The organism is Arthrobacter sp. MP_M4 (genome assembly GCF_035984855.1).
Lineage (GTDB): Bacteria > Actinomycetota > Actinomycetes > Actinomycetales > Micrococcaceae > Arthrobacter.
Genome location: NZ_JAXCHX010000033.1, coordinates 15,404 through 34,626, shown reverse-complemented (window position 1 = coordinate 34,626; position 19,223 = coordinate 15,404). Strand labels below are relative to the sequence as shown.

General features: G+C 66.5%; 12 protein-coding genes. 2 read left to right on the top strand and 10 right to left on the bottom strand.

Annotated elements, in window-relative coordinates:
- Positions 1–335: 335 nt before the first annotated feature.
- From RCH15_RS17545 to RCH15_RS17535, 3 genes are read right to left on the bottom strand one after another with little or no spacing between them, the layout of a single operon-like run.
- Entirely contained in the window at positions 336–4,040 is a 3,705-nt protein-coding gene (locus RCH15_RS17545; protein ID WP_326961932.1) for a 1,4-alpha-glucan branching enzyme, read from the bottom strand.
- Between the two features lies 1 nt (position 4,041).
- A complete protein-coding gene (treS, locus tag RCH15_RS17540) occupies positions 4,042–5,838 on the bottom strand; it encodes a maltose alpha-D-glucosyltransferase (RefSeq protein WP_326961931.1) in 1,797 nt (598 codons plus the stop codon).
- Positions 5,835–7,859: an alpha-1,4-glucan--maltose-1-phosphate maltosyltransferase gene (locus tag RCH15_RS17535; protein WP_326961934.1), complete on the bottom strand. Its 2,025-nt coding sequence runs from the start codon at positions 7,857–7,859 to the stop codon at positions 5,835–5,837. Before RCH15_RS17535 ends, treS begins: the two co-directional genes overlap by 4 nt.
- 199 nt (positions 7,860–8,058) lie before the next feature.
- On the opposite strand from RCH15_RS17535, the gene glgP reads away from it, so the two are divergent.
- Positions 8,059–10,677: an alpha-glucan family phosphorylase gene (gene glgP / locus RCH15_RS17530; RefSeq protein WP_326961930.1), complete on the top strand. Its 2,619-nt coding sequence runs from the start codon at positions 8,059–8,061 to the stop codon at positions 10,675–10,677.
- A gap of 35 nt (positions 10,678–10,712) precedes the next feature.
- Here glgP and glgX read toward each other — a convergent pair whose 3' ends face one another.
- Positions 10,713–12,827, bottom strand: a complete 2,115-nt coding sequence (glgX, locus tag RCH15_RS17525; protein ID WP_326961929.1) for a glycogen debranching protein GlgX — start codon at positions 12,825–12,827, stop codon at positions 10,713–10,715.
- A 115-nt stretch (positions 12,828–12,942) separates the two neighbouring features.
- Between glgX and RCH15_RS17520 the strand changes: the two genes are divergently transcribed.
- Entirely contained in the window at positions 12,943–13,746 is an 804-nt protein-coding gene (locus tag RCH15_RS17520; RefSeq protein WP_326961928.1) for a carbon-nitrogen hydrolase family protein, read from the top strand.
- Between the two features lie 240 nt (positions 13,747–13,986).
- Here the strand turns inward: RCH15_RS17520 and rlmB are convergent, their stop codons facing one another.
- From rlmB to RCH15_RS17490, 6 genes are all read right to left on the bottom strand, one after another.
- Complete coding sequence (gene rlmB / locus RCH15_RS17515; protein ID WP_326961927.1) at positions 13,987–14,973, bottom strand: 23S rRNA (guanosine(2251)-2'-O)-methyltransferase RlmB; 987 nt, start codon at positions 14,971–14,973, stop codon at positions 13,987–13,989.
- Positions 14,974–15,095: 122 nt separating this feature from the next.
- A complete protein-coding gene (gene cysS / locus RCH15_RS17510) occupies positions 15,096–16,553 on the bottom strand; it encodes a cysteine--tRNA ligase (protein ID WP_326961926.1) in 1,458 nt (485 codons plus the stop codon).
- A 53-nt stretch (positions 16,554–16,606) separates the two neighbouring features.
- The gene (locus RCH15_RS17505) at positions 16,607–16,936 is read right to left on the bottom strand and encodes a hypothetical protein (protein WP_326961925.1); all 330 of its coding nucleotides are present in this window, start codon (positions 16,934–16,936) and stop codon (positions 16,607–16,609) included.
- A 41-nt stretch (positions 16,937–16,977) separates the two neighbouring features.
- The gene (ispF, locus tag RCH15_RS17500; protein WP_326961924.1) at positions 16,978–17,514 is read right to left on the bottom strand and encodes a 2-C-methyl-D-erythritol 2,4-cyclodiphosphate synthase; all 537 of its coding nucleotides are present in this window, start codon (positions 17,512–17,514) and stop codon (positions 16,978–16,980) included.
- Positions 17,515–17,516: 2 nt separating this feature from the next.
- The gene (locus tag RCH15_RS17495) at positions 17,517–18,335 is read right to left on the bottom strand and encodes an IspD/TarI family cytidylyltransferase (RefSeq protein WP_326961923.1); all 819 of its coding nucleotides are present in this window, start codon (positions 18,333–18,335) and stop codon (positions 17,517–17,519) included.
- A gap of 174 nt (positions 18,336–18,509) precedes the next feature.
- Positions 18,510–18,992 carry a CarD family transcriptional regulator gene (locus RCH15_RS17490; RefSeq protein ID WP_024367191.1) on the bottom strand — a complete coding sequence of 161 codons (483 nt, stop codon included), beginning with the start codon at positions 18,990–18,992 and terminating at the stop codon, positions 18,510–18,512.
- Positions 18,993–19,223: the final 231 nt, after the last annotated feature.

Below are 19,223 nucleotides of genomic sequence, written 5' to 3'. Positions count from 1 at the left end.
CTTGGCACACTATTGAGTTCTCAAACAACAGACACACCCGGCACCACCACAACCACAGGCCATGGATCGCTCCGGAGCAACTTCCCAAACTTACCGGGCTGCTTCAGCGTTGTCAATTTGCCGTTCTGATCCAGTCTCGCCGTGAGGCTTCGTGGTCTTGGTGGCGGATCAACTCCGGGGAGCAGCGCGGAAATAAACTCTACCACCACTTTGCCCCGCTGACAAAAGGGCAGCACGACGGCCCGTTGCAGGGTACGAAAAAGCCCGGGATCACGGGGATCCCGGGCTTTGCCGCCGGACCCTGCCGACGGGCGATCAGCAGACCGGTTCCAGTGTCAGTCCACCGGCTTGAAGTACGCGGCGCCCAGCGGGGGCAACGTGACGGTGAGGGTGGCCGGCTGGCTGTCGATGGCGACGTCCGCGGCCGTCAGGGTTCCGACGTTCAGGACACCGGACCCTCCATAGGTGTCGGCGTCGGTGTTCAGCACTTCGCGCCACTCCCCTGCAGCGGGCACCCCGAGCTGGAAATCCGCATGCGGGGCGCCGGAGAAGTTGAAGGCGCAGACCAGGGGGTTGCCTGCGGCGTCCCGGCGGATGAATGTCAGGACGTTGCGGTTGGCGTCACCGCCATTGATCCACTGGAATCCGGCCGGATCATTGTCCTGTTCGTACAGGGCGGGAGTGGAGCTGTACAGCTCGTTGAGGTCCTTGGTGAGCAGCTGCATCCCGCGGTGCGCCGGGTTTTCGGCCAGCCACCAGTCCAGTCCATACTGTTCGGACCATTCCGATTCCTGGCCGAATTCGGTGCCCATGAAGATCAGCTGCTTGCCCGGGTGCGCCCACTGGTAGCCCAGGAAGGCGCGCAGGTTCGCCAGCTGCTGCCAGCGGTCGCCCGGCATCTTGCGCAGCATTGAACCCTTGCCATGCACAACCTCGTCGTGGCTGATCGGCAGCAGGAAGTTCTCGGTGTAGTGGTACACCATGGAGAAGGTGACGGTGCCGTGGTGCCACCGGCGGTTGAAGGGCTCCTCCGCCAGGTACTTGAGGGAGTCGTGCATCCAGCCCATGTTCCATTTGATGCCGAAGCCCAGGCCGCCCTGGCTCGTGGGGGCGGTGACGCCGGGGAACGCCGTGGACTCCTCGGCGATCATGACCGCGCCGGGGTGCGTCTTGTAGACCGTGGCGTTGACTTCCTGCAGGAAGGAGATGGCTTCGAGGTTCTCGCGGCCGCCGAAGCGGTTCGGTTTCCACTGGCCTTCCTCGCGGGAGTAGTCCAGATAGAGCATCGAGGCGACGGCGTCCACGCGCAGCCCGTCGATGTGGAATTCCTCCAGCCAGTACAGGGCGTTCGCGACGAGGAAGTTACGGACTTCGCTGCGGCCGAAGTCGAAGATCAACGTTCCCCAATCGGGGTGTTCGCCGAGGTGCGGGTCGGAGTGCTCGTACAAGGCTTCCCCGTCAAACCGGGCCAGAGCCCACTCGTCCTTGGGGAAGTGCGCCGGAACCCAGTCCAGGAGCACGCCGATGCCGGCCTGGTGCAGTTCGTCCACCAGGTGCCGGAACTCGTCGGGGTGGCCGAAGCGGGACGTCGGGGCGAAGTAGGACGTGACCTGATAGCCCCAGGACCCGCCGAACGGGTGCTCCGCCACCGGCATGAATTCCACGTGGGTGAAGCCGAGCCACTTGACGTACTCGACCAGTTCCTTGGCGAGTTCCCGGTAGCTGAGCCCGACCTTCCAGGAGCCAAGGTGCACTTCGTACACGCTCATGGGAGAGTTGTGCGGATCCCGTCCGGCCCGGCTTTCCATCCACTCCGCATCCTTGAAGGCGTAAGCGGACTCCACGACGCGCGACGCCGTCAGGGGCGGGACTTCCGTGCCGTAGGCCAGGGGATCGGCTTTTTCGAGCCAGTTTCCATGCTTGGTGCGGACCTCAAACTTATAGCGTGCCCCTGCTGCCACACCGGGGATGAAGACTTCCCATACTCCGGAAGAGCCGAGGGACCGCATCGAGTGCTGCTGGCCGTTCCAGCCGTTGAAGTCGCCCTTGACGCGGACCGATTGGGCGTTGGGCGCCCACACGGCGAATGATACGCCGTCGACGTCGCCGAGGCTGGACTTGTAGTGCTGGACGTGGGCGCCCAGGACATCCCACAGCCGCTCGTGGCGGCCTTCGCCGATCAGGTGGAGGTCGAGTTCACCGACGGTCGGAAGGTAGCGGTAGGGGTCATCGGCCGGCTCGGGCTCCTGGCCTTTGTAGGTCACTTCCAGCCGGTAGTCCGGCACGTGGCCCTCATTGGCTGGCTCCAGGACGGCCACCCAGATGCCGCCGGACTCGTGCGTCATCGGGAAGGTGCCGGCCGCGGTCACGACGGAGACGGCCTCGGCCAGGTGCTTGACCGTGCGGACGGTGACATGGCCGTTGTCATCGAGGTGCGCGCCAAGGATGGAGTGCGGCGCGTGGTGTTCCCCTGCGGCGACCCTCGCGAGGGTGTCCGCGTCCACCGGCAGTGGACCTCCGGGACGATCGTTACGTGCTGAACCTGCCATTTTAATACCTTCCGCTGCGGCTTCGGCTGGGACGCCGGAGCCTGTACTTCCGAGGAGACGACGTGATGCCTGGACGGGAATGGAGAGCCAGTCCGGCCTGTTCCGTAGTTCGTAAATGACTTCGTAGAGGGCTTTATCAAGCCACAGCGCCACGAAGAGGGGCGAGTCGCGGTCGATGCCGCCGGGGATGACCTCGGCGTAACCGGCCAGGAAAGCCTCGGCGCAGTCGTCCACCCAGGTTTCCGGAACGTCCGCGTCGGCCCGCTCACGCTCAGCTGCGCCGGCGGCGTAGTCGAAGGACCGCAGCATGCCGACCACATCGCGCAGCGGAACGTCCGGGAAGTTCCGTTCGGAGATCGGCCGGAGCGGTTCCCCTTCGAAATCCAGGATGGCCCAGCGCGGCGCCGCGCCGGCTCCGCCGGGAACCTGGAGGATCTGGCCAAGGTGCAGGTCGCCGTGGATCCGCTGCAAGGTCCCGGCGCTGCTGCCTTCAAGGCTCACCAGAAGGCTGTCCAACGCTGCACCGTAGGGGCCGACAGCATCCCCGGCCTGGGCCCAGGACTGGCGCACCCGCTCGGCGACGCCGGGCGCGATGTCGCGTCCGGGGACGGATTCGGCGGTAACACCGAGCGCTTCGGCCAGGCGGCGGTGCACGGTGGCCGTGGCGGCGCCGAGCCCGCGGGCTTCGGCGGTGAAATCCCTGCCGCCGCTCGCTGCGTCGACGGCGAGCCGCCACGCATCCCGTCCGCCGGCAAGGAATTCGTGTGCCACGGCCAGCTCTCCGAGCGCAGGGCTGGCGCCCTGTCCGGGCGGTGATTCCCACTCGCCGGTGACCCAGCCCAGGGTTGCCGGCACTTCGAAAGTACGTCCGGCCGTCAGGGCGGCACCGATTTCCACTTCCGGGTTGTGGCCTGCGGACAGGACCCGGAAGAACTTCAGGATCGCAGCGGATCCGCCGTCGTCGACAATGACGGAACTGTTGGACTGCTCCCCGGAGAGGACCTTGACGACGCCGGTGGCCAGCGGCAGGCGGTAACCGGATTCTACGAGGTGGCCGGCGGCGTTCCCCGAGGGGGTGCTGCCGCGGCCGCGCATCAGCTCCAGCCATTCTGCGACAAACGCGGGGTCGTGGACGCCGTCGTAGACCCAGAGGGTGCCGGGTGCGCCGGCCTTTGCGGACTCCCCGGCAGGTGCGGTCTCCGAGATTTGCCCGATCAGGGCCGCGTCAGCGCCGGTTAAGGGCGAACGGCGGATGCTGAGCGGGACCTGCACGACGTCGGTGCGGTCACCATCCGGCGTCGGATACTTGACGGCGAGCAGCAACACCTCGAGCCCGGACATGCCGGAGTCGAGGGCGGGGCCGCCGTCGAGACTGAGCGCCCCTGCGGGCTCGAAGCTGAAGGCCGCGCTCTTGACCGGAAACCAGCGCTGGCGCGGAAGCCAGTCGCCGAGCAATCCGCTCAGGGCCGGGGTAAGGGTGGGTCGGGTCATGTCAGCCTTCGATGGACAGGATCGGCATGGCCTGGGTGTAGGGCGATGACGGGTTGGAGGCGGCAGAACGGATCCGAAGCCAGAAGAAGTCGTGGCTGCCCAGGGTCAGCGTCAGGGTTCCGTCGTCGGAGATCGCCGGGAACGCCTGGCCGCCGAACACGTCCCGGAGGCCGCGTCCGGCAAACCTCGGAACCCGCAAAGTGGTGGCCACGGGATGCTGGGAAAGGTTGAAGGCGCACAGAATGGTCTCGCCGTCCTCCCCGGCCGCGTTGCCCTCCGGCAGCTCGCGGAGGTAGGCGAGAACGACGTCGTGGTCGGCTTCGACGTGCTCGAAGCCGCCCAGCCCGAAGGCGGGGTGGTTCTTCCGGACGCTGAGGATCTGCCGGGTCCAGCGCAGCAGCGAGCCCGAGTGGGCTGCTTCGGCCTCGACGTTGGCCATGGAGTAGTTGTAGACCAGTGACTGGATGACCGGCAAGTACAGCTTGCCGGGGTCCGCGTTGGAGAACCCGGCGTTGCGGTCCGGGTTCCACTGCATCGGGGTGCGGACGGCGTCGCGGTCCTCGAGCCAGATGTTGTCGCCCATGCCGATCTCGTCCCCGTAGTACAGGAACGGGCTGCCGGGCAGGGACAACAGCAGGGCGTTGATCAGCTCGATCTCGGACCGGGAATTGTCCAGCAGCGGCGCGAGCCGCCGGCGGATGCCGATGTTGGCGCGCATGCGCGGGTCCGGCGCATACCAGCCGAGCATCGCAGCCCGCTCGTCCGCGGTGACCATTTCCAGGGTCAGCTCGTCATGGTTGCGCAGGAAGGTGCCCCACTGGGCGCCTTCGGGAATCGCGGGGGTGTCCTTCATCGTCTCGATGATGGGCGCGGCTTTCTGGTCCCGCAGCGCGTAGTAGAGCCGCGGCATGATCGGGAAGTGGAACGCCATGTGGCATTCCGGTTCCTCTTCGGTGCCGAAATACTCGACGACTTCGGCGGGAGGCTGGTTGGCCTCGGCAATAATGACCCGGCCCGGGTAGCTTTCGTCGACCATTTTGCGCAGCTTGCGGAGGAACTCATGCGTCTGCGGCAGGTTTTCGCAGTTGGTTCCCTCTTCCTCGAAGAGGTAGGGGATGGCGTCGGCGCGGAAGCCGTCAATGCCCTGGTCCAGCCAGAACCGCACGACGTCGAAAAGCGCGTCGATGACCTTGGGGTTCTCGAAGTTCAGGTCCGGCTGGTGGCTGAAGAAGCGGTGCCAGAAGAACTGCCGGCGGATCGGGTCGAAGGTCCAGTTGGATTCCTCGGTGTCCACGAAGATGATGCGGGCGTCTTCATATTTCTCGTCCGTGTCGCTCCAGACGTAGAAGTCGCCGAAGGGACCGTCCGGGTCCTTCCGGGATTCCTGGAACCACGGGTGCTGGTCTGAGGTGTGGTTCAGCGGCAGGTCGATGATGACGCGTACGCCGCGGGCGTGGGCCTCGGCGACGAGCCGTTTGAAGTCGCTGATGGTGCCGAATTCATCGAGCACGGAGTTGTAGTCCGAGATGTCATAGCCGCCGTCGCGCAGCGGTGACTGGAAGAACGGCGGGAGCCAGAGGCAGTCGACGCCAAGCCACTGGAGGTAATCCAGCTTCTCGATCAAGCCGTGGAAGTCGCCGGAGCCGTCCCCGTTGCCGTCGGCAAATCCGCGGACCAGCACTTCGTAGAAAACCGCTTTGCGGTACCAGTGCGGATCGTGTTGCAGGCCCGGCGCGTTCAACTCATAAGATCCCTTCGAGCTGTAGTGCTGGTTGGGGTTTGACGGGCTGAAACTCACTGGTGGTGCCTCCGGATGCTAAGAATGTGCGCTGGCTCGACATGGGCGTCCAGCCGAACGTAGTTGTACTCTCCCCATTCCCAGCTCTCACCGGTCAACAGATCATCCACCATGAAGCGGCTGTTGTGCGTCAGGTCCTCCGGGTCCAGTTCCAGCGCCGCCAGATCCAGCGTCACCGTGCTCTCGCGGATGCCGTGCGGATCGACGTTGACGACGACGATCAGGGTGTCCTTGGTGCCGTCGGGGAGTGTCTTGTGCTTGGAATAGACGACCGTGGCGTTGTCCGTGCTCTGGTGCACCGTCAGGTTCTGCAGGTCCCCCAGGGCCGGATGGGCGTGCCGGATCTCGTTGAGCCGGGTCAGGTACGGGGCCAGCGTCCGGCCGGACTCGGCCGCCGCGTCCCAGTCCCGGGCCTTGTACTCGAATTTCTCGTTATCGATGTACTCCTCGGCACCGGGCCGGGCCACGTGCTCGTAGAGTTCGAAGCCGGCATAGACGCCCCAGATGGGGCTCGCGGTGGCCGCCAGCGCGGCCCGGATCTTGAACGCCGGCGGGCCGCCGTACTGCAGGTATTCGGTCAGGATGTCGGGGGTGTTGACGAAGAAGTTGGGCCGGAAGTACGCCGGGGATTCGTGGCTGACTTCCTGGAAGTACTCCTCCAGCTCTTCCTTGGTGTTCCGCCAGGTGAAGTAGCTGTAGGACTGCTGGAAGCCGGCCCGTCCGAGCGCGTGCATCATGGCCGGGCGGGTGAAGGCCTCGGCGAGGAAGACGACGTCGGGGTGCTTTTTGTTGACTTTGGCGATCAGCCACTCCCAGAACCACACAGGTTTGGTGTGCGGGTTGTCGACGCGGAAGATTTTAACGCCGTGGCTCACCCAAAGCAGGACGATGCGCAATATCTCGTTGGACAGGCCCGCCGGATCGTTGTCGAAGTTCAGCGGAAAGATGTCCTGGTACTTCTTCGGCGGGTTCTCGGCGTAGGCGATGCTGCCGTCGACCCGCGTGGTGAACCACTCGGAGTTGCTTTCCACCCAGGGGTGGTCCGGGGCGGCCTGCAGAGCAAGGTCAAGCGCCACTTCCAGGCCCAGTTCACCGGCCCGTGCCACGAAGGCGTCGAAGTCTTCGAAGGTGCCCAGATCCGGATGGATGGCGTCGTGGCCGCCTTCTTTCGCACCAATGGCCCAGGGTGAACCCGGATCGTGCGGTCCGGCCAGCAGGGTGTTGTTCGGGCCCTTGCGGTGCTGGATGCCGATCGGGTGGATGGGCGGCATGTAGATGATGTCAAAGCCCATGGCCGCGACGGCGTCGAGGCGCTTCGCGGCAGTGTGGAACGTGCCGGAGGTCCATTCGCCGGTTTCGTGGTTGCGGACGGCGCCCTCGGACCGGGGGAAGAACTCGTACCAGGCTCCGCGGCCGGCGAGTTCACGCTCGACCAGGAGGGGGTACTGCTCGGAGATGGTGACCTGTTCGCGGATGGGCTGGCGTTCGACGACGGCGGCCACCTCCGCGCTGAAGCCGGCGGCGAGGCGCTCCTCGGCGCTCTTGCCTGCGTTGTTAAGTCCGACGACGGCCATCCGCAGCGTCCGCCGGTCGGCGGACGGGCGGGACGGGTCCTCGGACGCTTCGGTGAGCAGCGCGGCGCCCTCGGCCAGCATCAGCTCGACATCGATGCCGGCTTCCACTTTGACTTCGGCGTTGTGGTGCCACGTGCCGTAGCGGTCGTGCCAGGCCTCGATCACGAAGGACCAGGCTCCGGTGCCGGCCGGGGTCATCAGGCCTTCCCAGCGGTCCGTTCCCAGGCCGCGCACGCCGCGGGCCGGGGCCAGCCGGACGCGCTGGCGTTCCTTGCCGCGGGGGTCGAGCAGGACGGCGCTGACGCCGAGCTGGTCGTGGCCCTCGCGGAAAGCGGTGGCACCCACCACCAGGGTTTCGCCCACAACGGCTTTGGCAGGGAATTTCCCGCCGTCCACCACAGGCTGCACGGCGGTAATCGGAAAACGGCCAAAGCGAAGGCCCTCCATAATCGGGGCCTTGGGCTTCTGCTTGGACACGGCACTGGTTCGCGAGTTAGTTGTCACAGGCTCGACGTTATCGATAAATCGGCCGGAATGCTAAGGCTGCTCCCTTTTTCCGGGCTGTTTAAGGGCCCCTGCCCGTCATTTATGCAAAAGAGACCTCAACCGGTTCCGAGCCTCCGACTTGTCGGTTAGTGTTTCGCAGGTGAAGGCAATCCGCAGATTTACCGTCCGTACCGTTCTTCCCGAGCCGATCCGGCCGCTGGCCCGGCTCGCCACCAATCTTCGGTGGTCCTGGCACCGGCCGACGCGCGCGTTGTTCGAAGGCTTGAATCCGAAAATTTGGGCGGAAAGCGACCACGACCCCGTGACGTTCCTCGGGCTGGTCAGCAGGGAGGAACTGCAGCGGCTCGCCGCGGACCTGGACGTGGTGGAGCGGGTCCATGCCGCGGCCGCGGACCTCGACCGGTACCTCGACCAGCCCCGCTGGTACCAGAGCCTGGGCGCGGACGCGCCGGCGTGCATCGCCTACTTCTCCCCCGAATTCGGTATCACAGAGGTGCTGCCGCAGTACTCCGGCGGTCTCGGTATCCTTGCCGGCGACCACCTGAAGGCGGCCTCGGACCTCGGCGTGCCGCTGATCGGCGTCGGGCTGCTCTACCAGGCCGGCTACTTCAAACAGTCACTATCCCGCGACGCGTGGCAGCAGGAAACCTATCCGGTGCTTGACCCGGACGGGCTGCCCTTGACCCTGCTCCGCGAGGCCGCCGAGGACGGCAACGGCAAGCCCATCCAGATCTCGCTGCCGCTGCCCAACGGCCGCCGGTTGCTGGCGCACGTCTGGCGTGCCGACGTCGGACGCGTGCCGCTGCTGCTGCTGGACTCGAACGTGCCGGGCAACGACGAGGCCGCCCGCGGCATCACCGACCGCCTGTACGGCGGCGGCGGGGACCACCGCCTGCAGCAGGAGCTCCTGCTCGGCATGGGCGGGGTCAAAGCCCTCCGGGCGTTCCAGCGGCTCACCGGGGCCCCCGCCCCGGAGGTATTCCACACCAACGAGGGCCATGCGGGGTTCCTGGGGGTGGAGCGGATCCAGGAAATGATGGCCGCGGCGGAGCCATTGAGCTGGGACGAGGCGTTGGCTGCCGGCCGCGCGTCCACCGTGTTCACCACCCACACACCGGTCCCCGCCGGCATTGACCGCTTCGAGGTTTCGCAGATCCAGCACTTCTTCGACGCCGGACTGGCTCCCGACGTTCCGGTGGCAAAAATCCTGAACCTGGGCCGGGAGGACTACACCGACGGCAATCCGTTTGTGTTCAACATGGCCGTGATGGGGCTCCGGCTCGCCCAGCGGGCCAACGGCGTGGCCAAGCTGCACGGCGTGGTATCCCGCGGCATGTTCTCCGCGCTGTGGCCCGGATTCGACCACTCCGAGGTGCCCATCACCTCGGTCACCAACGGCGTGCACGTACCCACGTGGGTGGACCCGCGGGTGTCCGCGCTGGCCCGCGAACAGTTTGGCTCGGACGCCGAGACGCAGGGCCGCTGGGACCTCACGTACAACGTCAGTGACGAGGACGTCTGGGCCCTGCGCCGGGAGATGCGGGTCTCGCTCGTGGAGGACGTCCGGCGGCGCCTCCGGGCGGCCTGGAAGAAGCGCGGCGCGGCCGACGCCGAGCTCGCGTGGACGGGTGCGGTCCTGGATCCTGACGTTCTGACCATCGGCTTCGCCCGGCGGGTGCCCACCTACAAGCGGCTCACCCTGATGCTGCGCGAACCCGAGCGGCTCAAGGCCCTGCTGCTGCACAAGACGCACCCGATCCAGCTGGTTATCGCAGGCAAGTCGCACCCGGCGGACGATGCCGGCAAGAAGATGATCCAGGACCTGGTCCGGTTCACCGATGACCCGGCGGTGCGGCACCGGATTGCGTTCCTGCCCAACTACGACATAGCCATGGCACGTACCTTGTTCCCGGGCTGCGATGTCTGGTTGAACAATCCGCTGCGTCCGCTCGAAGCCTGCGGCACCTCCGGCATGAAAGCGGCCCTCAACGGTTCGCTTAACCTTTCCGTGCTGGACGGCTGGTGGGATGAAATGTACGACGGCGAGAACGGCTGGGCGATTCCCACCGCCAACAACGACGCGTCCCCCGAGGAACGCGACGACATCGAAGCGGCGGCGCTGTACGAGCTGCTGGAGACTCAGGTGGCGCCCCGTTTTTACGGACTCACCGTCTCGGACCGCGCGGGCGCGGCCGGGCCCTCAGCGCCCGGGCCGCAGGCCGTTCCCACGCACTGGGTTTCGATGATCAAGCACACCATGTCACACCTGGGCCCGGCGGTCTCCGCGGACCGCATGCTCAAGGACTACGTCAACGTGCTGTACCGCCCGGCAGCGGTCGCCGGCCGGCGCGCGTCGGCACACAATTTCGCCGAGGCCAAAGCCCTCGCCGCGTGGGTGTCACGGGTCCGGGCCGCCTGGCCGCAGATCCAGGTGGAACACGTCGACTCGGTGGGCGTTTCGGAAGACCCGCAGATCGGCGACATCCTCCAGGTCAACGCCTACATCGCCCTGCACGAGCTCAGCCCGGACGATGTGTCCGTCGAAGTGGCCTACGGCAAGGCGGAGGACAGCGATGAACTCGCCGACATCACCTTGGCGGAGCTGAAGTCCGTGGAGGACCTCGGCAAGGGACGGCACCTTTTCAGCGGCACCGTCGTGATCGACCGGTCGGGTTCCTTCGGGTACACCGTCCGGGTACTTCCCAAGCATGCGGGGCTGGCATCGAAGGCGGAACTGGGCCTGATCGTCAACGCCTAGGAGTCTGCTGACTAATCCGCTGGGTGCGGCGTCGCCTACGTGCGGTAGATGTTGATGGAGTGGGCCTGCACCACGTCCCGCTCCCCCGCAGCGACCCGGACGCCCTGGCGCCGGTCGTGAAGCTCGGAAGTGGTCAGGCGAAGCTCAAAGAGGCGCGTACCTGTGCCTTCCACTTTGTTCAGCCGCGGCAGTGTGACCTTGACGTCGGCGGCGCCGCCGTTGACCACCACGAGCCCGTCGACGTGGCCGTCGTCGGAGCCGAGCAGGAGCTGCACTACACGGTGGCCCGGGTCCTGCCAGCGTTCGCCGGCCATGGGCTCGCCGCGCTCGTCGAACCAGTGGAAGTAGGACTGTTTTTCCCGTGTCGGGTAGTCGTGCGGTTGGCCGGCGAGGAACTCCTTGCGAAGCCGGATCACGCGTTTGGTGGTGCGCAGCATGGAATGGGACTCAGGGGTGCTGGTCCAGTCGATCCAGGTGATGGGGTTGTCCTGGCAGTAGGCGTTGTTGTTGCCCTGCTGGGTGCGGCCGATCTCGTCGCCGGCGGTGATCATGGGGACGCCCTGGGAGATCATGAGCGAGGCCATGAGGTTGCGGCTGGACTGTGCGCGGCGGGCGAGGATTTCCTCGTCCTCCGTGGGTCCTTCGAAGCCGTGGTTGTAGCTGCGGTTGTCGCCGTGACCGTCACGGTTCTGTTCACCGTTGGCTTCGTTGTGTTTACGGTCGTAGGACACGAGGTCGGCCAGGGTGAAGCCGTCGTGGGCGGTAACGAGGTTGACCGACGCCAGCCGGGACCGGCCGGAAGGTTCAAACAGACTGGCGGAGCCGGAAAGGGCATCCGCGAGGCGCGCCACCGAGCTGCCCTGCCCGCCGGCGTCGATCGCGGCGCGGTCGGCGAGCCAGAAGCTGCGGACGGCGTCGCGGAAGTGGTCGTTCCAGTCGACCCAGCCGGGCGGGAAGCGGCCGGTCTGCCAGCCGCCGTACCCGATGTCCCAGGGCTCGGCGATGAGCTTCGTGGCGGACAGCACCGGGTCGGCGCCAACGGCAACCAGGAGCGGGTGCCGGGGATCGAACTCGTTGGCGGCGTTGCGGGCCAGCGTCACCGCGAGGTCGAAGCGGAAGCCGTCGATGTGGAACTCACTTACCCAGTAGCGCAGGGAGTCCAGCACCAGCTGGACGACACGGGGCTCGCCGAAGTTCAGGCTGTTGCCGCAGCCGGTGGTGTCCACGTATTTGCCGTGGCCGTCGTTGCGGTAGTAGGTCATCTCGCCGAGGCCACGGAAGCTGAGGGTACGGCCGTCCGTGCCGCCCTCCGCCGTGTGGTTGTAGACGACGTCGAGGATCACTTCCAGCCCTGCGGCATGCAGGAGCTTTACCATGCCTTTGAACTCGTCCTGGACGGCCTGGGCGCCGGCGGCCTGCGCAGCCCCGGTGGCGTAGCCGGGGTGCGGGGCGAAGAACGCGGCGGTGTTGTAACCCCAGTAGTTCGTCATGCCGAGGTTCTGCAGGTGCGGTTCGTCCACGTGGAAATGCACCGGAAGGAGCTGGACGGCGGTGATTCCCAGCGCGATCAGGTGCTCGATCATGGCCGGGTGCGCCAGCCCTGCGTAGGTGCCCTGGAGGTCTTCGGGGACGTCGGGGTGCAGTTTGGTCTGGCCCCGGACGTGCGCCTCATAGATGATGGTGTTGCGCCACGGGATCCGGGGGCTGCGGTCGGTGCCCCAATCGAAGGCGCTGTCCATCCGGACGCTGGTGATAAAGTCCTGGCGCTCGTCCACGGCCCGCCCGTAGGGGTCCAGCAGCAGCGGCTGCACGCCGTCGGCGTCGAAATCCGGGGCAGGCATGGACAGCGGAAGGGCTTCGTGGTCCGGGGTGGCGCGGAAGCCGTAGCGTGACCCCGCCGGCATGTCTTCGACGATGCCGTGGTGCACGCCGTCGGTCACGTTCGGGAGGGTTTTCAATTGCCAGGCGCCGCCGGGGGGCTGGTAGGCGATCTCCAGGGTGGTCACGCCGGGCGCGTACACAGCCGCATTCGCACCGGCACCACGGGGGTCGTCCGTAGCCGGCAGACCGGTGCTTGGAACGCTGATTCCGAGCGGAAACGCCCGTGACGCGTCTACGGTGGAGGCTGTGTCTATGTAGGGTGTGACCATTTGCTTAAAGTTTAGCGGGACCAAACAAATGGTTCCGGATTCTCAGGCGGACGATTCGCAGTGTTTGCACGTTGCTGGTTGCATACTTTAACAAGCGTCGACATGGGAGGTAAAGGTGCGGATTGCACTTGCTCAAATTATTACCGGACGCGACCTGGCCGCCAATTTTGCCCTCGTGGCGGACTACGCGGCGCGGGCCAAAGCCGGCGGTGCGGAGCTCGTGGTCTTTCCGGAAGCCACGATGCGCTCGTTCGGCAATTCGTTGCTGGACATCGCCGAGCCCTTGGACGGCCCGTGGGCATCGAGTGTACGCGCCATCGCCGCTGACCTGGACGTCGTCATCATCGCGGGCATGTTCACCCCGGGAACAGCCGACGACGGCGCCAAGGTACGCAACACCCTCCTGGTCACCGGCCGTGGGGTCGAGGCCAGCTACGACAAGATCCACCTCTTTGACGCGTTCGGCTTCGCGGAATCGGACACCGTCGACGCCGGCGCCGAGCCCGTCACCTTCGAATACGGCGGCGTGACGTTCGGGCTGGCCACCTGCTACGACATCCGGTTCCCTGCCCTCTTCACCGAAAACGCGGACCGCGGCGCCGCCGTGAACATCGTCTGTGCCTCGTGGGGGCCCGGCCCCGGCAAGGCCGAGCAATGGAAGCTCCTGGCCCGTGCCCGTGCAGCGGACTCCACTACCGTGGTCCTCGCCTGCGGCCAGGGGGACCCGGCCAGCCAGGGCATCGAGACCAGGGGGACTGCGCCCACCGGTGTCGGGCACTCAGTGGTCGTCTCCCCCTTCGGTGATGTCCTCGAAGAGCTCGACGCCGCCCCCGGCCTGCTGTTCGCGGACCTGGATCCGGCTGTCGTGCAGGAAGCCCGCGCCAAGCTCCCGGTCCTCGCCAACCGCCACAGGTTCTAACCGCGCAGGAACGACGCTCCCTCACGTGACGTGAGGGAGCGTCAGAGCCGGTACCGGAGTCTTGCCAAGGAGCGCATCGCCGACCGGAGCGGAGTGAGGCCGCCCGCGGCTGTGCGAAGCGAAGGAAGGTGTCTAAGCGACGTCACTACTCCGGTTCCGGCGGACCCGGCCACGACGGCGGACCCGGCCACGACGGCGGACCCGACCACGACGGCGGACCCGTGACGGGACCCCGCAGGACTACTTAGCGGCGCGCTGGCGGGAGATCTCGTAGAGGGAGATGCCCACCGCCATGGAGGCGTTCAACGATTCCATGGCCGAGTCGATCGGGATGGAGACGATCTGGTCGCAGTTTTCGCGAACCAAGCGGCTGAGGCCCTTGCCTTCGGAACCCACAACGATGCAGATCGGCTCGGTGGCCAGGGCGAGGTCGGGCAGGGAGACGTCGCCGTCGCCGTCGAGCCCTAGAACATAGATGCCCATGTTCTTGAAGGCCTTCAGCGTGTTGTTCAGGTTGGCGGCGCGGGCCACGGGAACGCGGACGGCAGCTCCGGCGCTGGTCTTCCAGGCCGAGGCGGTGACGCCGACGGAACGGCGCTCGGGAACGATGACGCCATGGCCGCTGAACGCCGATACCGAGCGGATGATCGCGCCCAGGTTACGGGGGTCGGTGATGCCGTCGAGGGCGACGAAAAGTGGCGCGTTGGCGACGTGGCCCTTCTTCCAGCTCTCCAGCGTCTCCTCGGCGAGCTCGTAGGCGTCCTGGTATTCGTAGGGCGGGATCTGCAGCACGAGGCCCTGGTGGATGGCGTCATCCGTCATCCGGTCCAGTTCGGGCTTGCCGGTCTCGAGCAGCGGGATGCCACGCTCGGCCGCCAGCTTCAGGGACTCCTTGACGCGGTCGTCCATTTCGATCCGGATGGCGACGTGCAGGGCCTTCGCCGGGATGCCGGCGCGGAGGGCTTCGACCACCGAGTTGCGCCCGGTGACGACTTCCTCGGTGGCGCGGCCTTTGGGCCCGGAGCGTGCACCAGGGTTGCGCGGGGCTCCCGGGCGCTTGGCCGCGGAGCGTTCCGCGAGCTGCTTGCTCTTGTGGGCCTTGTGGTACGGGCGGTCCTCCGCCTTGGGAGTGGGGCCCTTGCCCTCGAGGGCCTTGCGGCCGTGGCCGCCAGTTCCGACGCTGGGACCCTTCTTCATTTTGACCGACCGGCGACCGTTGTTGGCCATAAGTTTCACCCTTTTAAATACGCGATTCGTGAATAAGTCTGAACTCCAGTCTACTGACTCGAGTTAAATCCTCGACCGCAGGGGATGACGGGGTCCGGGCTGGGGCCCGGGCGGGTGCCGGGTCAGCCGCGCTTCAGGCTCCAGCTCGCACCGTCCGGGCCGTCCTCGACCACCACGCCGGCGGCGTTGAGGGTGTCGCGGATGGCGTCCGACGCGGCCCAGTCCTTCGTGGCGCGGGCCTGGGCCCTGGCCGCGAGCTGCGCTTCGACAAGGACGCCGAGGGCGGTGTTGCCCTGCTCATCCGCTGCGGGCGCCGAGGCGTCGTTGAGGCCAAGCACCCGCAACATGTCGGTGACGCTGACCAGCGACTGCCGGGCGGCGTCGAATTCGCCGGCGGTGAGGGCTGTGTTGCCGGCGCGGACCGTTTCGTGGAGCACGGCCAAGGCCTGCGGCACGTTCAGGTCATCGTCCATCGCCGCGGCAAAACCGTCCGGAACGGTTCCGTGGCTGCCGAAGACAAAGCCCCCGTCCGCGGAAGCCAGGGTGCGGGCGGCGCGGCTGATGAATCCGTCGATGCGTTCCACCGCTGCGGCGGCCTCCTGCAACGAACCCGGCTGGTAGTCCAGGACGGAGCGGTACTGCGCCTGGCCGAGGTAGTAGCGAACGACGCGCGGCGAAGCCAGTTCCAGCATTTCGGCCGGGCTGACCGTGTTGCCGATGGATTTGGACATCTTCTCGCCGGCGTAGGTGACCATGCCGTTGTGCATCCAGAAGTTGGCGAAGCTGTGGCCCGCGGCTTGGGACTGGGCCATCTCGTTTTCGTGGTGCGGAAAGCGCAGGTCCAGGCCGCCGCCGTGGATGTCGAACCCGGTGCCGAGGTACTTGGTGACCATCGCGGAGCATTCCAGGTGCCAGCCGGGGCGGCCGGCGCCCCACGGCGAGGCCCAGCTCGCCGTCGTGGGTTCCCCCTCTTTGTGGCCTTTCCAGAGCGCGAAGTCCCGCGCGTCCTTCTTCCCCCGCGGGTCGGCGTCCGTGGCCCCTTGCATGTCATCGATCTTCTGGCGGGTCAGCGAGCCGTACTTGTCCCAGGAACGGACGTCGAAGTAGACGTCCCCGGAGCCGTCCGGCGCGGGGTAGGCGTGGCCCCGGTCAATCAGCTGCTGGATCAGGGCGTGCATCTCCGGGATGTGGCCGGTGGCGCGCGGCTCGTAGGTGGGGCGGGAGACGCCGAGGGTGTCGTAGGCCTTGAGGAATTCCTGTTCGTACCGGTACGCCAAAGCCCACCATGGTTCATTCCGGACGGCGCCGGGCCCGTCCTCGAAGTCGGGTCCGAAGGAGTCTGCGGATTTGGCCAGGATCTTGTCGTCGATGTCGGTGACGTTGCGGACCACCGTGACTTGGAAGTCCCGGTACTGGAGCCAGCGGGTCAGCTGATCGAAGGCGATGGCCGAGCGGATGTGTCCGACGTGGGGCATGCCCTGCACCGTGGCGCCGCAGTAGTAGAGGCTCACGTTGCCGGGAACCAGGGGGACGAAGTCGCGGACTTCGGCGGAGGCAGTGTCATAGAAGCGCAGGGTCACCGCTCCAGATTAGCCGATACGGCTTCGGGCCCCCGGCTCACTGACGTGGGCTCCTACTTGCAGAACCCGCCGATCCTGTTGTTCTGCTCGGTGAGCTGTTTGGTCTGCTCGGCGCTGGTGGCTCCAAGGGAGGTGCCCGCCACCTGTTTCATGATGTCCGCCATGTGCTGGATCGGTTCGGCGACTTCGGGCGCCACCTTGCCGGCGACCTCCTGGTAGTGCTGGGAGATCTGCTCTGCCTGTTGTTGCTGGTTGCCGGCGGGGACGAAGGTGTCCTGGTTCAGGAAGGCGCAGCTTTCCTGGATGCTCATCCTGGGCGCTGCGGTGCACCCGCTCAGCAGCAGTCCGCTCAGAACGGCGACGGCGGGCAGCAGCTTTTTCACGGGGGTCTCCTGGTGGGGCGGGGAGGGACGGTCCATTAAGCCTAGGCGACCGGCGGGGGAAACTCCGCGCTGACGGGGTAGACGAGGGCGGTGGCCGTGGCAGCAATGCCTTCTCCCCGGCCGGTGAAACCGAGCCCGTCGCTGGTGGTCGCCGAGACGCTGACCGGGGCGCCTGCGGCGTCGCTGAGGACCTGCTGGGATTCCTCCCGGCGCGGACCGAACTTGGGCCGGTTGGCGACAAACTGCACGGCGATGTTGCCGATCTCAAAGCCGGCGGCGCGGACTATCCGGGCGGCTTCGCCCAGCAGGGTCACCCCGGAGGCCCCGGCGTACTCGGGGCGGTCGATGCCGAAGTGCGTGCCGAGGTCACCGAGGCCACAGGCGGAGAACAGCGCATCGGCGGCGGCGTGCGCGACGGGGTCGCCGTCGGAGTGTCCGGACAGTCCGCGTTCACCGTCCCAGAACAAGCCCCCGAGCCAGAGCGGTTGGGGCGCGTCCTCAGGGGCGTAGGCGTGGACGTCGATGCCGATTCCGGTCCGCGGAAGGACCGGAAGCGGGGTGTTGTGAGTTCCGGACATGCTCAGCCTTCCACCCAACGGACGCCCAGCGGCCCTTCCAGCAGTCCCTCGGCGAAGATCAGGTCCAGCGGAGTGGTGATCTTCAGCGATTGGCTGGCTCCGCGCACAGCATGGACCGGGACACCGAGAAGTTCCACCAGCATCGCGTCGTCGGTGACGGCGGCTGCCTGGCCGGCGTCGAAGGTTGCTGCCGCGTCGTGGGCCCGACGGAGCGTGGCCAGCTCGAAACCCTGCGGGGTCTGCACGGCCCGGAGGGTTTCCCGGACGGCGGTGCCGGTGACGAGCTCCGGGGCGATCGCGGCGGCGTCGCCCGTGGTCGGTTCCACGGTTTTGACGGTATCCACCACGGGAATGACCGGAATAACAGCCAGCGCGCCCGCGGCCAGGGCTTGGGACACCCGGTGGAAGACTGACTCCGGGGCCAAAGCCCGGGCGGCGTCATGGATCAGCACGGCGTCCGTGCCCGGGAGGAGCGCTGCCAGGGCGGCGCGGACCGAGTCCCCGCGGGTGGCACCGCCGTCCACAACGCTAACAACCGGCAGTTGGCCGACGTCGGACGCACCGGCCGCGCCCGGCCGCTCCGTTGCGAGGTCCCGGACAAACGCCTCGCAGACGTCGCGGAGCTCCTGGTCGCCGGGCGGGATGGCCACGCAGATCTGCTGGGCGATGCCTGCTGCGGCGACGCCACGCAGGGCATGGGTGAGGATGCTCTCACTGCCCAGCGGGACCTTGGCTTTGGGCATACCGTAGCCCAGGCGCTGGCCGGAGCCGGCAGCCACGACGATGACCGCGGTGACGGGTGTTTTGGGTGCAGAGTCCATGCGCACAAGACTACGTCCCGGCAGCTCCCCGCCAGCCACTGAGCTATCACTTCGGGTCCTTCTGCCGCCGGTTTAGGGACCGAAGGTGATAGCTCAACCGGAAAGGCGGGCAAAAACGGGCAAAAGAAACCCCGGCAGTTGTTACGCTACCGGGGTTCGATTCGTGTCTGGTGCCTAGGAAGCCAGGACCTCGTCGAGAACGCTTGCGGCCTTCTCTTCGTCGGTCTTTTCAGCCAACGCCAGTTCTGAAATCAGAATCTGGCGGGCCTTGGCCAGCATGCGCTTCTCCCCTGCGGAGAGACCCCGGTCGTGATCGCGGCGCCAGAGGTCGCGGACGACTTCTGCCACCTTGATGACGTCACCGGAAGCAAGCTTTTCCAGGTTTGCCTTGTAACGACGTGACCAGTTGGTGGGTTCTTCAGTGAACTCAGCCCGCAGCACTTCAAACACGTGCTCCAGACCTTCTTTGCCCACTACGTCCCGGACCCCAACAAGGTCAACATTTTCTGCTGGAACTTCAATGGTCAGATCACCCTGAGCCACCTTGAGCTTGAGATACATCTTCTCTTCGCCCTTGACAGTGCGCATCTTGATTTCTTCAATTTTGGCTGCACCGTGGTGAGGGTAAACTACTGTCTCGCCGACCTCAAAAACCATGTGGACATTCCCCTTTCCCGCAGACCAGTTTATCACGATTAAGGCATACGACTGGCACGGATCGCAGCCAAGAACCGCATGAATCCGCGGAAAATAGGCCCAATCGGTGCCGCCAGACCCCTTGACGAACGCGGATATTAGTGCATGGCGTCGACGTTGCCAAGGGCACAGGCCAAGCCCGCTGAGCCGCCCGCGGCCCGCCGGGCCGGCGGCTTTATGTAGCGGCCGAAT

What these genes read in the sequence shown, in the direction of transcription:
- RCH15_RS17545 (WP_326961932.1), bottom strand. Translation starts at nt 4,040, where the DNA reads ATGACCCGACCCACCCTTACCCCGGCCCTGAGCGGATTGCTCGGCGAC.
- RCH15_RS17535 (WP_326961934.1), bottom strand. Translation starts at nt 7,859, where the DNA reads ATGGAGGGCCTTCGCTTTGGCCGTTTTCCGATTACCGCCGTGCAGCCT.
- glgX (WP_326961929.1), bottom strand. Translation starts at nt 12,827, where the DNA reads ATGGTCACACCCTACATAGACACAGCCTCCACCGTAGACGCGTCACGG.
- rlmB (WP_326961927.1), bottom strand. Translation starts at nt 14,973, where the DNA reads ATGGCCAACAACGGTCGCCGGTCGGTCAAAATGAAGAAGGGTCCCAGC.
- ispF (WP_326961924.1), bottom strand. Translation starts at nt 17,514, where the DNA reads ATGTCCGGAACTCACAACACCCCGCTTCCGGTCCTTCCGCGGACCGGA.
- RCH15_RS17495 (WP_326961923.1), bottom strand. Translation starts at nt 18,335, where the DNA reads ATGGACTCTGCACCCAAAACACCCGTCACCGCGGTCATCGTCGTGGCT.
- RCH15_RS17490 (WP_024367191.1), bottom strand. Translation starts at nt 18,992, where the DNA reads ATGGTTTTTGAGGTCGGCGAGACAGTAGTTTACCCTCACCACGGTGCA.